Origin of the sequence: Burkholderia catarinensis, from assembly GCF_001883705.2 — a bacterium.
GTDB classification, from domain to species: domain Bacteria; phylum Pseudomonadota; class Gammaproteobacteria; order Burkholderiales; family Burkholderiaceae; genus Burkholderia; species Burkholderia catarinensis.
On the sequence record NZ_MDEQ02000016.1, the window covers coordinates 94,400 to 106,944 of the forward strand.

The 12,545-nt window shown below is 65.4% G+C and carries 12 protein-coding genes and 2 pseudogenes; 10 read left to right on the top strand and 4 right to left on the bottom strand.

The window, feature by feature from the left end; genetic code table 11:
• Positions 1 to 228: 228 nt before the first annotated feature.
• Positions 229 to 1,431, bottom strand: a complete 1,203-nt coding sequence (locus tag BFF94_RS24955; RefSeq protein ID WP_128846681.1) for an RNA-guided endonuclease InsQ/TnpB family protein — start codon at positions 1,429 to 1,431, stop codon at positions 229 to 231.
• Between the two features lie 70 nt (positions 1,432 to 1,501).
• Between BFF94_RS24955 and tnpA the strand changes: the two are divergent.
• Positions 1,502 to 1,870: pseudogene (tnpA, locus tag BFF94_RS24960) on the top strand (IS200/IS605 family transposase).
• A 465-nt stretch (positions 1,871 to 2,335) separates the two neighbouring features.
• On the opposite strand, the gene BFF94_RS24965 reads toward tnpA, so the two are convergent.
• Entirely contained in the window at positions 2,336 to 3,337 is a 1,002-nt protein-coding gene (locus BFF94_RS24965; RefSeq protein ID WP_128846683.1) for a hypothetical protein, read from the bottom strand.
• A 148-nt stretch (positions 3,338 to 3,485) separates the two neighbouring features.
• On the opposite strand from BFF94_RS24965, the pseudogene BFF94_RS24970 reads away from it, so the two are divergent.
• A pseudogene (locus tag BFF94_RS24970) lies at positions 3,486 to 3,635 on the top strand (class I SAM-dependent methyltransferase); the annotation flags it as partial.
• 216 nt (positions 3,636 to 3,851) lie between these two features.
• Here the strand turns inward: BFF94_RS24970 and BFF94_RS24975 are convergent.
• On the bottom strand, positions 3,852 to 4,328 hold the full coding sequence (locus BFF94_RS24975) for a GNAT family N-acetyltransferase (RefSeq protein WP_128846686.1): 477 nt from the start codon (positions 4,326 to 4,328) through the stop codon (positions 3,852 to 3,854).
• 245 nt (positions 4,329 to 4,573) lie between these two features.
• Here BFF94_RS24975 and BFF94_RS24980 point away from each other — a divergent pair, with 245 nt between their 5' ends.
• The 3 genes from BFF94_RS24980 to BFF94_RS24990 all read left to right on the top strand — a co-directional run bounded on the left by BFF94_RS24980 (position 4,574) and on the right by BFF94_RS24990 (position 7,088).
• The gene (locus BFF94_RS24980) at positions 4,574 to 6,238 is read left to right on the top strand and encodes an ABC transporter ATP-binding protein (RefSeq protein WP_128846689.1); all 1,665 of its coding nucleotides are present in this window, start codon (positions 4,574 to 4,576) and stop codon (positions 6,236 to 6,238) included.
• Positions 6,239 to 6,417: 179 nt separating this feature from the next.
• The gene (locus tag BFF94_RS24985) at positions 6,418 to 6,669 is read left to right on the top strand and encodes a type II toxin-antitoxin system Phd/YefM family antitoxin (RefSeq protein ID WP_128846691.1); all 252 of its coding nucleotides are present in this window, start codon (positions 6,418 to 6,420) and stop codon (positions 6,667 to 6,669) included.
• A complete protein-coding gene (locus tag BFF94_RS24990) occupies positions 6,669 to 7,088 on the top strand; it encodes a type II toxin-antitoxin system VapC family toxin (RefSeq protein WP_201260435.1) in 420 nt (139 codons plus the stop codon). Before BFF94_RS24985 ends, BFF94_RS24990 begins: the two co-directional genes overlap by 1 nt.
• Positions 7,089 to 7,182: 94 nt before the next feature.
• Here BFF94_RS24990 and BFF94_RS24995 read toward each other — a convergent pair whose 3' ends face one another.
• The gene (locus BFF94_RS24995; RefSeq protein WP_219139970.1) at positions 7,183 to 8,220 is read right to left on the bottom strand and encodes an aldo/keto reductase; all 1,038 of its coding nucleotides are present in this window, start codon (positions 8,218 to 8,220) and stop codon (positions 7,183 to 7,185) included.
• 131 nt (positions 8,221 to 8,351) lie between these two features.
• Between BFF94_RS24995 and BFF94_RS25000 the strand changes: the two genes are divergently transcribed.
• From BFF94_RS25000 to BFF94_RS25020, 5 genes are all read left to right on the top strand, one after another.
• Complete coding sequence (locus BFF94_RS25000) at positions 8,352 to 9,239, top strand: LysR family transcriptional regulator (RefSeq protein ID WP_128846694.1); 888 nt, start codon at positions 8,352 to 8,354, stop codon at positions 9,237 to 9,239.
• A gap of 176 nt (positions 9,240 to 9,415) precedes the next feature.
• Complete coding sequence (locus BFF94_RS25005; RefSeq protein ID WP_128846696.1) at positions 9,416 to 9,715, top strand: ArsR/SmtB family transcription factor; 300 nt, start codon at positions 9,416 to 9,418, stop codon at positions 9,713 to 9,715.
• 20 nt (positions 9,716 to 9,735) lie between these two features.
• On the top strand, positions 9,736 to 11,088 hold the full coding sequence (locus tag BFF94_RS25010) for a pyridoxal phosphate-dependent decarboxylase family protein (protein WP_219139971.1): 1,353 nt from the start codon (positions 9,736 to 9,738) through the stop codon (positions 11,086 to 11,088).
• Between the two features lie 177 nt (positions 11,089 to 11,265).
• Entirely contained in the window at positions 11,266 to 11,733 is a 468-nt protein-coding gene (locus BFF94_RS25015) for a cupin domain-containing protein (RefSeq protein ID WP_128846699.1), read from the top strand.
• 421 nt (positions 11,734 to 12,154) lie between these two features.
• The gene (locus tag BFF94_RS25020) at positions 12,155 to 12,535 is read left to right on the top strand and encodes a hypothetical protein (protein ID WP_128846701.1); all 381 of its coding nucleotides are present in this window, start codon (positions 12,155 to 12,157) and stop codon (positions 12,533 to 12,535) included.
• Positions 12,536 to 12,545 lie beyond the last annotated feature (10 nt).

A 12,545-nucleotide genomic window follows, 5' to 3' on the forward strand; every position in this document is an offset into this window, starting at 1 on the left:
TCGACGGTCGGGCGGCGTTTCGACCAGCGGTGCTGCATGCGGGTTCCCGTCGCGAACGTAACGGCGTGTTGCGGATTCGACGGGTTCGGTTGCTTCAGGACTACGTGATTGTCACACGGATGGGCTGCGAATCAGACTGGTCCGATGGTCAAAGAAAAAGCGTTCTTGACATCCTCCCGCGCCCGAAGGCGGTGGATTCCTACCGCGTCTGAAACGATGATGCTTGTCTTAGATCGCCTCGGCGGGTTCCTGTTTCACGGAGCGGCCCGACTGCACCGGCTCTCCACAGGCTGCAACGCGGTGTCCCCGCGCCAGTATGTTGATCGCGCCGACCACATCGGCATGGTCCTCATGCCCGCACCCGACACAGCGGAATGCGGCCTGCGTCTGCCGGTTCTCGGCGTTCACCGATTCGCAGGCCGGGCACGTTCGGCTCGTATTCGCCGGCGGCACGGCGACGAGCCAGCTGCCGTTCCACCCCAGCTTGTAGTCCAGCTGGCGACGAAATTCGAACCACCCCTGATCGAGAATGGCTTTGTTCAGACCGGACTTGGCCCGAACGTTTTTGCCCGGCGCATCGGGGCTGCCTGCCGCCGACCTCGACATATTGCGTACCTGCAAGTCTTCGATGCACACCATCGCGTGGTTTTGGCTGATCGTGGTCGAGGCTTTGTGCAGATAGTCGCGGCGGGCATTGCCGATGCGGGCATGGATACGCTGGATGCGGGCCTTGGCCTTCTTCCAGTTGCGGCTGAACTTGACCTTGCGGCTCATCTCCCGCTGTGCGCCGCGCAGCTTGGCCTCGTGCCGCCTGAAGCTGTTGAGCGGCGCGAGAAAGCTGCCGTCGCTCATGGTGGCAAACCGTGCGATGCCCATATCGATGCCAATCGCGCTGGTTGCCTGCGGCACCGGCTGCTCGACTTCACGCGCGCTCTGGATCGACACGAACCATTTGCCTGCGTTTCGCGACACGGTGGCATTGCGCACTTCGCCCAGCACATTCCGGCTGTTGCGATAACGGAGCCAGCCGAGCTTGGGCAGAAAGATGCGATTGTTGACCTGATCGAGCTTGATCTGCTTCGAGTCGGGGTAGCGGAAGCTGTCGCCGTGCCCCTTCTTCTTGAAGCGCGGGAACGCCGCACGCTTGGCGAAGAAGTTCCTGTACGCGCGCTCCAGATCCTTGAGTGCATGTTGGAGCGGATGCACCGGGGCATCTTTGAGCCAGGGCGTTTTCGTGCCGTTGCGCCATGCCGTCAGGTGCTTTGCCATCGCAACGTACCCGATGAACTTACCGCACGCCTCGTAGTTCTCCTTCTGCAACGCCAGCGCCTGGTTGAAAACGAACCGGCACGCACCGGCGAAGCGGCGCATATTGCGCTGCTGCTCGCCGTTTGGCATCAGTTCGAACTTGAAAGCCTGGAGTCGTTGCATCGGGCCATTGTATGTTTGCCCTACAAGTGAGAGTCAAGCCATTCGACTCGGTCGCCATTGCGTCTTTCTGATGCACGTGCATTGGGTCTTCGTGGCCCAATACCGACGCGACGTGTTCACCAGGGAAATTCCGAACGACATGCGCGGCATCTTCGCCAGCATCTGTCGGGACTTCGAATCCGAACGGGTGGAGTTCGATTGAAAAGACGATCATGTCCGCCTGCTGGTGAACTACCCGCCCAAGGTTTCCGTGTCGTCGTTGGTGAACCGCCTCAAGGGCATCTCGAGTCGCATGATCCGGCAGAAACGCTACCCCGGCATTCGCAAGAAGTTATAGGACGATGCGCTGTGGTCTCCGTCTTACTCTGCCGGATGCTGCGGCGGAGCGCCTATCGAAATCGTTCGCCAATACATCGAACGGCAGAAAACGCCGCACTAGCCGCCGGAAAGGACGCCTACGGCGTCCACGCTATCCTTCCACACCCTGAACGATGGAGTTTGACGCGCATTCAGATCAACAATGGGCATACCGGTCCGGAGTGGTGTCCGCCGGTATCTCGTACAGGGATCTCTCCTTGACGGCCGTACCCCGGGCGGCCGACTTTTTATCGTCGTGCGTGCGGGCGTGAATGCCTTGTGGCGGTCGGTGGGCGCGGCCGCAAACCGATCCATGTCGGCTGATTCAACGGAATAGGACCGCTGCCAGATGCGAGCACCGGGCATTCACTCGCGCATTGCACGACGCCGGCCGACAGCCGGCGGGAATCACCGGATGGAGGAGACACATGACGAACCATGACGCGGCACTCGAAGCCGTGCCTCCCGGCGGAACCGCCACGACTGCGTCCACGGGCCGCCATGTCCAGCTTGCGCTGCTCGTCTGCGCGGCGGGCGCGCGGCGTCGTCACTGGCCGTTGCCCGACGCCGCTCCGCCGAGCCGATACGCGGTAAAGAACTCATACCACGGCGAACCTTGCGCAACCGGCACATTGAGCGCCGACGTACGCCGCTTCAACGCACCGAACACGTCGTTGATGCGCGCCGTCTGCCCCGCATCGTTGAACGGATAAGGCCGCGCCCGGCCGGCCGCGAACGCGCCGTACGCGATCGCGAGCAGGCGCGCATTGTCGTCGGTTGACGCGATCGATCCGTTGATCGCTTCGGCGAAGCGCGGCCGGTCTTCGGCGCGCGAACCGGACAGGCACAGGAACACGATGGCCGACAGTTCGTGCAGGTCCTTCACCTGCAGCAACGCAGGCAGTCGCGCGACGATCCGCTCCACCGGCTCTTCGCGCAGCGCATCGCCGAAGTCGAGCACGGCGGCCATCGGGTTCGTGTCCGCTTTCAGCCGATCGAGCGCCGGTGAGGAAGGCGACGCGCCGTCCGGCAAAGCGGGCGGTGCAGACCGCAACGCATCCGCCACCTGCTGTGTCCATTCCGGAAAGATCATCCGCACGTTGCCGAACTGTTCACCGCCTTCCGCCGCCGGATTCCACCGATACACGATCGTGCCGCCGCGAATGAACGGCGAATACAGGTGCTCGGGTGTTTGCGGCAGCGGCCGCCGGTTGATCGGCAGCCACGCGAGCGTCAGCCAGTCGTAGCGGCCCGTCGCGGGCACGGCAGGGCTCGAACTCGCGACGACCTGCCACGTGCCGCGATTCGCATAGCGGCGGCGCGCGTCGGGCACCGGGACGGTCTGGCCTTTCGCGGTGTCGAAATACGTCGTGCCGGTCACGTTCGCGCCGCTGTCCGCAGCGGGCGTGATGGTGGAGATGACCCACGACGCACCGTCCGCCGAACGGTAGTCGGACGGCTTCAGCGTCGCAACGTCGTGCACCATGCGTGTTTCCGCCGCGACGGGGCTCGGGGGGAGATTGGCGGGAGCGGCCAGGATGCTCGGCATGGGCTTTCCTCGGAATCGGGTGCGCATCGTCGAGCGGGGGCGATGCGCGGCGACGCGGGTTATTTCCCGTAACTGTAGAACTTCGTGGCTGGAAACGGAAATCGCCGGCTGCGTCGCAACGCGCTCATGCCGTTCGCCGCTTCAGCTCCGCGATCGCGGCGGCTTCGCCGGGCCGCAACCCGATGCGCCGTTCGTGCTGAAGGGCAGCTATTTCAGGCGTGAGCATTCCGACGACGTCGAAACACGCGACGGGCTGTCGATGCACTTCGCGGGCTGGTCGCTGCCGCTGCAGGCGTACGAGACTGTGGCCCTGGGGCTACAAAGATTGAAGAAACGGAAGATTTTGTATCCCCAGGGCTACCAGATTTGCCAGGACGATCATTGCCTGGATGAATCATGCCGTTCGATCGTGCGAATCAATTCGGGAAGGACGCTTGCTTGAAGTAGTGGTTGCGCGTGCCACCGTCTCCTTGGGGCATGGCGACTGATGCGTTGAACGCCCGACCCGCCGCGCTCACCGCGGCAGCACCTTCCGGTACATCACGGCCCCCGGTTTTTCCGCGACGGTGTCGTAAAGCCGCATCGCCGTGTGATTCGTCTCGTGCGTCTGCCAGTACACGCGTTCGGCGCGATGCCGGCGCGCGGCGTCGTACACGGCCTCGATCAGCGCGCGGCCGACGCCCTTGCCGCGCTCGCTGTCGAGCGTGAACAGGTCCTGCAGGTAGCAGGTCGGCCCGGCGTGCGTCGTGCTGCGGTGATACAGGAAATGCACGAGCCCGACGAGCTTGCCGTCGCGCTCCCCGACGAGTGCATGCACGGGCTCGTAGCCGTCGAAGAAGCGCGACCACGTGAGCTGCGTGATATGCGTTGGCAGCGCGGTGTCGTCGAAGCGGCCATAGAAGCGGTTGTAGCCGTCCCACAGCGGCAGCCACTGGTCGTAATCGTCTTCCCGGACCGCGCGTACGGTCAGGCCGATGTCGGTAACGTTCATGTTCGCGAGCCTTTCGAGGAGCGGGCGCGTTGCCGGCCGGGCCGGAAACGATGCAGCCGACAACGATAGGAAATTCGCGGCGCGATGGGTAGGCCCACGGCGCCCGCGCTTTCTGGTGCCACGCGGACGGCTGCGCGGAGCGGCCGCCGTGCAGCCCGAACGTCGCAACCGGTTCCCTTTCACTCTGTTAGACTTTTTCGCCCGTTGCCGCCACCCGGGGCGTACCGTGCCCGGTTCATCGTGCCATGAACGAATCCCGAGCGTTGCATCCGATCACCGAGGTCCTGCGGGCCTACTGGAAAGCTGATCGCCTGATGTTGCTGGCAGTCATGGCGGTCGTCGTCCTGTCGAGCGCAACCGCTGTTGCCGCGCCCTACCTGTTCTCACGCCTGATCGACGCGCTGTCGCAGCGCGGCGCGCTCCACGCGCTGATCCCGGGCTTCCTGCTCTACGCGGTGCTGCTGGGCCTGTCCGGCGCGCTGCAGCGCGTGGTGCAGTATCTTGCCTTCATGAGTTCCGAGAATCTGGGATTCATCACCAGCACGCGCTTTTTCGAGCGCATCCTGAAGAAGACCACGGCCTTCTTCGCCGAACACAATCCGGCGGAAATCCAGAACGCGAACGCGCGCGGGAGCCGGGCGCTGTCGGTGCTTGTGCAGCTTGCGCTGATGGAACTGATCCCCGGCACGCTGCAGATCGTGCTCGCGCTCGTCACGCTCGGCGCGCTGATCAATCTCGAGGTGGTGGCGATCACCGCTGCATACGGCGCGATCGCGGTGACGATCGCGATCGTTTCCGCGCGGCGCTCGCGGGCGTTCCTCGATCGCGCGATCGAGGCCGGGCAGGAAAATGCGAGGTTCGTCGGCGGCGCGATCACCGCGATGGAAACGCTCCGGCATTTCGGCAGCCACCGCTGGATGAGCGAGCGTTTCTCGGAGAAAGCGCAAGCCGTGCGCGACAACTGGCGCGCATACGTGATGCAGCGTATCGGCTTTCTTGCGCTGCTGGGTTTCGGCCTCGCGATCCAGTTCTCGGTGACGTTCTGGCTGCTGTTGCCGCGTCATGCGGTGGGCGCGCTGTCGATCGGCGATATCGTGCTGTTCAACACGCTGCTGTTGCAACTGAACCTGCCGTTCGAAATGATCGCGCGCTCGATCGACGAGAGTGTGCGCTCCCGCGCGGCGCTCGTGCCGTTCGCGGTGCTGTGGACGGCGCCCGAGGAGCGGCAGGTGTCGCACGCGCCGGCATTTGCGCCGCGGGACGGGCGCATCGTGTTCGAGCGTGTCGGCTATGCGTACGGCAACGGGCGCGGTGTGCGCGACGTCGAATTCGTGGCCGGGCGCGATGGCATCACGTTCCTCGTCGGCGAAACCGGCGCGGGAAAATCCACGGTTTTCAAGCTTGCGCTGAAATCGATCGAGCCGAGCGCCGGGCGCATTTTGGTCGACGGCGTCGATCTCGCGACGATCGATCGCGCCGACTGGTACGGCGCGGTAGCCGTCGTGCCGCAGGACGTCGTGCTGCTGAACGAAAGCCTGGAGGACAACATCCTGCTCGGCCGGCCGCGCGACGCGCAGCGCCTGCGCGACGCGGCCGCGAAAGCCGCGATCCTGCCGTTCATCGACGGGTTGCCGGACGGGTTCCGCACGACGGTGGGCGAGCGAGGGCTGAAGCTTTCCGGCGGCGAGCGCCAGCGCATCGCGATCGCCCGCGCGCTGTACGGCAATCCGACCGTGCTGTTTCTCGACGAGGCGAGCGCCGCGCTCGACGAAGCCACCGAGCACGACATCATGGAGCATGTGCGGCTGCTGGCCCGCGACGTCACGGTGATCGCGATCACGCACCGGCGCTCGGTCATCGGGCCGACCGACAAGGTCGTGCGGCTCGGCAATGCGCGCGTGCCGGTTTGATGCCGTCTCGTGCAGACGGCTGCCTGCGGGCAGCAGCGCATTGCGCCGGATCTTGCTGGCGAGCGGGCCCCAGCCGAGCGGGCTCCAGACGGAGGGCCGGATCCGCCGGGGCGGCCGACGTCGCGCAACCCCATTTATTGTAGTAACATACCTACATTAATGGATTTGAGGAGTTCATGATGACCATCACAACTCTTTCGAGTCGCGAACTCAACCAGGACGTGACCAAGGCGAAGAAGGCAGCAAAGGATGGCCCGGTGTTCATTACAGATCGCGGCAGGCCTGCCCATGTGCTGTTGAGTTTCGAGGAATACCAGCGTCTCACGCAGCAGCGGCGCAACATTGCCGACTCGTTGGCCATGCCCGGTGTCGAGGACATTGAGTTTGACCCTCCGCGCGTGGATATCGGTATCAAGCAGGTTGATTTTTAATGATGTTCGTTCTCGATACCAATGTCGTTTCGGAACTCCGGAAGGTGCGAACGGGCAAGGCGGACAGGAACCTGGCCGCTTGGAGTTCAACCGTCGACGCGCCAACGCTTTTTGTTTCGGCAATCACAATCATGGAACTGGAGACAGGCGTCTTGCAGATCGAACGCCGGGACGCGATCCAGGGCGCGCTTCTCCGGGCATGGCTTGACGGGCATGTCCTTCCGGAATTCGCGGGTCGCGTGCTGCCGGTTGATACAGCCGTCGCTCAACGATGTGCGCGGCTCCATGTGCCGGATCGGCGATCCGAGCGGGACGCGCTCATTGCCGCGACGGCGCTCGTGCATGGCATGACCGTCGTGACGCGCAATGTCGCCGATTTTGTCGAAACCGGCGTGGCTATCGTGAACCCGTGGGATTGAGCGAGCAAACCACCCCTCTCAAACAGGGAAGCGGATCGGCTCGTTGATAGAGCGCATCTCCGTTTCACGGTAACGCTTGCGCGCGCTCCTTGCATCACCCCCGCAGCGGCGGATTGAGCCGCGCGAACGCCGCCTGCCGGCGATACGGGAAGTACGGATACGGCGCTTCCACCGCGCTCGCCGCGTCGAGCTTCGCGATTTGCGCATCGGTCAGCGCCCAGCCGACCGCGCCGAGGTTCTGCCGCAACTGTTCCTCGTTGCGCGCACCGATGATCACCGACGACACGGTCGGCCGCTGCAGCAGCCAGTTCAGCGCGATCTGCGGCACGGTCTTGCCGGTTTCCTCCGCGATCGCGTCGAGCGCATCGACCACGTCGTACAGGCGCTCGTCGTCGACCGGCGGCCCGTAGCTGGCCGTTTCATGCAGGCGGCTGCCTTCGGGCAGCGGCGCGCCGCGGCGGATCTTGCCGGTGAGCCGGCCCCAGCCGAGCGGGCTCCAGACGAGCGCGCCGAGACCCTGGTCGGCGCCGAGCGGCATCAGGTCCCACTCGTAGTCGCGGCCGACCAGCGAGTAGTAGACCTGGTTCGCCACGTAACGCGACCAGCCGTGCCGGTCGGCCGCCGCGAGCGATTTCATGATCTGCCAGCCGGCGAAGTTCGACACGCCGATATAGCGCAGCTTGCCCGCGCGCACGAGATCGTCGAGCGTCGACATCACTTCCTCCACCGGCGTACCCGCGTCGAACGCGTGCAGCTGCAGCAGGTCGATGTAGTCGGTGTCGAGGCGGCGCAGCGCATCGTCGACGGCGCGCACGAGCCGCGCGCGCGACGTGCCCGCATCGTTCGGGCCGTCGCCGGTCGGCAGGCCCGTCTTCGTCGAGATCAGCACCTGGTCGCGCCGCCCGTTGATCGCGGCGCCGAGCACGCGCTCGGATTCGCCGTCCGAATACACGTCGGCCGTGTCGAACAGGTTGACGCCGGCTTCAAGGCAGATGTCGACCAGGCGGCGCGCCTCGTCGACGCCCGTGTTGCCCCACGCGCCGAACAGCGGGCCGGTGCCGCCGAACGTGCCCGCGCCGAAGCTCAGGACGGGAACCTTGAGGCCGGAACGGCCGAGCGTACGGTATTCCATGGTGTGTTTCCTTTGAGTGGTCGAAGCGCACGAGGCGGCCGCGTGGGCAGGCATCGAACTTCACTGTATCGCTTGCGGATATTTCGGATAATTAGGCAGACTTCGAAAATATCCTTCGGAAGAGGCGAACAATGCTGCTCGACAATCTGGCGCTGTTCCTGCGCATCGTGGAGAAGGGCGGGCTGGCCGCGGCGGGCCGCGAGGTCGGGCTGTCGCCGGCCACCGTGTCCGAGCGGCTTGCCGCGCTGGAGAGCTACTACGGCGCGGCGCTGCTGACGCGCACGACCCGCGCGATCAGCCTGACCGACGAGGGCCGCACGCTCGTCGCGGGTGCGCGGCGCCTGCTGGCCGAAGCCGGCGAACTGGAAAGCCGCGTGCGGCTCGGCGTGCAGACGCTGTCGGGCCCGGTGCGCCTGAGCGCGCCGGCCGATCTCGGGCGCGAGCGTGTCGTGCCGGTCGTCGACGCGTTCCTGGCCGAGCATCCGGGCGTCACGGTCGATCTGCATCTCGGCGACGGCTACGTCGATCTCGTCGGGCAGGGGCTCGATTTCGCGATCCGCCGCGGCACGCTTGCCGACAGTTCGCTGCGCAGCCGTTCGCTCGGCCGTGCGCGGCGCGTGGTGTGCGCGTCGCCCGCGTATCTCGCCGCCAACGGCACGCCGCGGCATCCGGACGAACTCGCCGCGCACGACTGCATCGTGATGCGTTTCGGGCCGGACCTGTATGCCGAATGGCCGTTCAGCATCGACGGCGAACTGAAGCGCGTGATGGTGCGCGGCCGGCGCGTGGCCAACGATGGAGCGCTGGTGCGCGCGTGGTGCGTCGCGGGGCATGGCGTCGCGCTGAAGTCGCTGGTCGACGTCGAACGGGATCTGGGGTCCGGTGCGCTCGTCGAGGTCCTCGGCGCGTTCTCGCCGGGCGACGTCGATTTGCAGATCGTCTATCCGGGCAGCGCCGTGCAGCCGCGGCGGGTGCGGGCGCTGATCGAGCGGTTGGCGCAGGCGCTGGCGGGGGCGTGAAGGGCCGTTGCCCACGCCGCCGGTGAAACGCAGCGGCATCGGTCTTGCCGCGATCGCATTGCATGCCGGCGCAGTGATCCTGCGCGCGGCATCACAGGCTGAAATCGGGCTTCAAACCGATTGCCCACATTTCGTCATTTAGCTAATATTCAAAACGTCAAACGAACCCGCATCCCATGAACGACGTCACTCGCATCAGCGCACTGGCCAACGAAAGCCGTCTGGCCGTGATGCGCTGGCTCAAGCAGCCGCGCAAGCATTTTCCGCCGCAGCCGCACGGCGATTTCGACGAGCTTGGCGTGTGCTGCACGTACATCACCGAGAAGCTCGGCATCGCGCCGGCCACGACCACGCGCCACATGCGCATCCTCGCGGATGCCGGGCTCGTGCAGGCCACTCGCGTCGGCAAGTTCACGTACTACAAGCGGATCGACGGCGCGCTGCAGCGGCTCGGCCGCGATCTCTCGCAACTCTGACTCCCACCGAGGCAACCGACATGGACGAACTTGCACTGCTGGCCGACGCCGACCGGCGCGCGCACGCGTATCTGGCCGCGACGGACGAACGGCGCGTGTTTCCCGATGCGGCCGCGCTGGCCGGCCTTGCCGCGTTCGACGAGCCGCTGCCCGATGCGGGCCGCCCGGCCGACGACGTGCTGCGCCTGCTCGACGAGCACGGCACGCCCGCGACCGTCGCGTCGAACGGCCCGAACTACTTCGGCTTCGTGATCGGCGCGACGCTGCCGGCCGCGGCGGCGGCCGAGCGGCTGATGCTCGCGTGGGACCAGTGCGCGTCGTCGTATGCGAACTCGCCGGTGGCCGCCACGATCGAGCGCCAGGCCGCGCGCTGGGTCGTCGACGCGCTCGCGTTGCCCGAAGGCAGCGCGGTCGGCTTCGGCACGAGCGCGACGGCCTGCACGCTGGTCGCGCTGGTGGCCGCGCGGCGCGCGCTGCTCGCGCGCCACGGCTGGGACGTCGACGAGGACGGCCTGATCGGCGCGCCCGAGGTGAAGGTCGTGATCTCCGCGCTTGCGCACATCACGGTGAAGAAGGCGTTGCGCGTGCTCGGCTTCGGGATGAAGCGCGTCATCGTCGCGCCGGTCGACACGTACGGCCGCATCGACCCGGCGCAGTTGCCGCCGCTCGACGACATGACGATCCTCTGCGTGCAGGCCGGCGAGGTGAACACCGGCGAATTCGATCCGTTCGCGGCGCTGATTCCGCCCGCGAAGGCGGCCGGCGCGTGGGTGCATGTGGACGGCGCGTTCGGCCTGTGGGCCCGTGCGTCGTCGAAGCGCGCGCTGACGGACGGCATCGACGGCGCGGACAGCTGGACCACCGACGGCCACAAGTGGCTCAATACGCCGTACGACGGCGCGATGGTGATCTGCCGCGACGCGGCCGCGCTCGCGACCGCGATGAACAGCGACGCCGTCTACCTGAGCGGCGCGCAGGACGCGCAGAAGAACCTGAATCTCGAATTCTCGCGGCGCGCGCGCGGCATTCCGGTGTGGGCCGCGCTGCGCTCGCTCGGCCGCGCCGGCGTGGCCACGATGGTCGAGCGGCATTGCGCGCAGGCGGCGCGTGTCGCCGACGCGCTGCGTGCGGCCGGCTACGACGTGCTGAACCGCGTCGTGCTGAACCAGGTGCTCGTGCGCGCCGGCACCGACGACGAGACCGCCGCGATCCTCGAAGCCGCGCAGGCGTCGGGCGACGTATGGTTCGGCTCGACCGTGTGGCAGGGCCGGCCGGCGTTCCGGATCAGCGTGTCGTCGTGGCGCACGGAAGACGTGCACATCGATCGCCTCGTCGCGTTGCTGACGGCGCTGCGCGGCGTGCCCGTGCGCTGAGCAGCGGCGACGCCCAACGCGCATCCGTGCTCGCGAACCTGCTGGCCGATTGCGCGCGCTAGCAGCAGGGGCCGCTGTGTCCTCGCGCGTGAAAATGTCGGACAATGGCGCGGCACGCGCGTCGCACCGGCCCGGGCGGCGCGTTCAACCGATGCATTCATGCCAACGAGAGTCCCCATGCCGACCACGCCTCCCCGGGAACTGCTGAAGGCCGCCGATATCGCGAAGATGGAACCGACGCGCGCGGTGCATTCGCTGAATCCCAATGCCGTCCGTCTCAAGCGACAACTCAGCGACCTGACCGGCCTGACGCAATTCGGCGTCCACCTGCTCACGTTGATGCCCGGTCACGAATCGGCCGAGTATCACCGGCACCTGTACGAAGAAGAATGCGTGTACGTGCTGTCCGGCACGGGCACGGTCACGATCGGCGAACGCCCTTACGAAGTCGGGCCCGGCGATTTCCTCGGCTTCGCGCGCGGCGGCGAAGCGCACACGCTGCAGAACACGGGCGACGTGCCGCTGGAACTGCTCGTCGCCGGGCAGCGGCTCGAACACGACGTGTGCGAATACCCGAGAATCGGCAAGCGGCTTTACGTGGCCGGGGAGCTCGAGGAGTTTGTCGATTTGCCGAAGCAGCCGTAATGGCCAATTGCACGAAAGCTCCGGGATGAAATGCATCGATGTGGGATTGCATCGGCGGAGTGGCCTTAGCTGGCCGTATTCAGGAAAGGGATACGTGGCTTAATTGCTCGAGCCTCACCTGACAAGCATGGCAATGCCAACTTCGACAACGTCAAGAACAAGGGCAAGTGGTGTCGCGATTGCACGAACCTGAATCGGATCACAAACGCGAAATCGAGAGCGCGACGAACGTACCAACCGAAGTCGATGTGATAAGGCTGAGCGCTTTATGATCGGGCGGCGTGACATCCGCCGGCTTTTGAGTGATAGCCGCGTGTCGAGCTGGGGATGGCCGCAAACGCGATCGAGTGTGATTCTTGATCCGTGGACGGAACGAGCCTGACTTCAATAGATTTTCCGCAGCGAACGGCTGCTTACACCGATGCGTCAGATACCTTTTCTCGCCTTTGCTCTCTCGGCCCTTGTGCCCGGTCTGCTGTGGTCGTATTTCACCGACGATCCTTGGTCACTGAAATACTCCATTCCAATCGCGTACTTCGGCACGGCAGCGTTTGCGATTCCACAATACCTGCTGGTAGTGAAATACTGGCGCGTTTCCCTGATTTCATCGTGCCTGTGTGGCAGCATTACTGGGTTATTGACGTGGGTTGCCACCTATTTGATTTACACCTCCATCTGGGATGACGATCTTTTCAAGGCCGATTTGTCGGCCGCTTTGGGGTTCTTGGCGTTCCTGGGCCTGGGTGCGGTGGCGGGCTTTGTGTTCTGGTTAATACATCATTGGCTACGGCCCAAAGGTTGAATCTGCTTCT

Bases quoted from the DNA above. Each gene is read 5' to 3' on its own strand.
- BFF94_RS24955 (WP_128846681.1), bottom strand. From the start codon at position 1,431: ATGCAACGACTCCAGGCTTTCAAGTTCGAACTGATGCCAAACGGCGAG.
- BFF94_RS24965 (WP_128846683.1), bottom strand. From the start codon at position 3,337: ATGCCGAGCATCCTGGCCGCTCCCGCCAATCTCCCCCCGAGCCCCGTC.
- BFF94_RS24975 (WP_128846686.1), bottom strand. From the start codon at position 4,328: ATGAACGTTACCGACATCGGCCTGACCGTACGCGCGGTCCGGGAAGAC.
- BFF94_RS24980 (WP_128846689.1), top strand. From the start codon at position 4,574: ATGAACGAATCCCGAGCGTTGCATCCGATCACCGAGGTCCTGCGGGCC.
- BFF94_RS24985 (WP_128846691.1), top strand. From the start codon at position 6,418: ATGACCATCACAACTCTTTCGAGTCGCGAACTCAACCAGGACGTGACC.
- BFF94_RS24990 (WP_201260435.1), top strand. From the start codon at position 6,669: ATGATGTTCGTTCTCGATACCAATGTCGTTTCGGAACTCCGGAAGGTG.
- BFF94_RS24995 (WP_219139970.1), bottom strand. From the start codon at position 8,220: ATGGAATACCGTACGCTCGGCCGTTCCGGCCTCAAGGTTCCCGTCCTG.
- BFF94_RS25000 (WP_128846694.1), top strand. From the start codon at position 8,352: ATGCTGCTCGACAATCTGGCGCTGTTCCTGCGCATCGTGGAGAAGGGC.
- BFF94_RS25005 (WP_128846696.1), top strand. From the start codon at position 9,416: ATGAACGACGTCACTCGCATCAGCGCACTGGCCAACGAAAGCCGTCTG.
- BFF94_RS25010 (WP_219139971.1), top strand. From the start codon at position 9,736: ATGGACGAACTTGCACTGCTGGCCGACGCCGACCGGCGCGCGCACGCG.
- BFF94_RS25015 (WP_128846699.1), top strand. From the start codon at position 11,266: ATGCCGACCACGCCTCCCCGGGAACTGCTGAAGGCCGCCGATATCGCG.
- BFF94_RS25020 (WP_128846701.1), top strand. From the start codon at position 12,155: ATGCGTCAGATACCTTTTCTCGCCTTTGCTCTCTCGGCCCTTGTGCCC.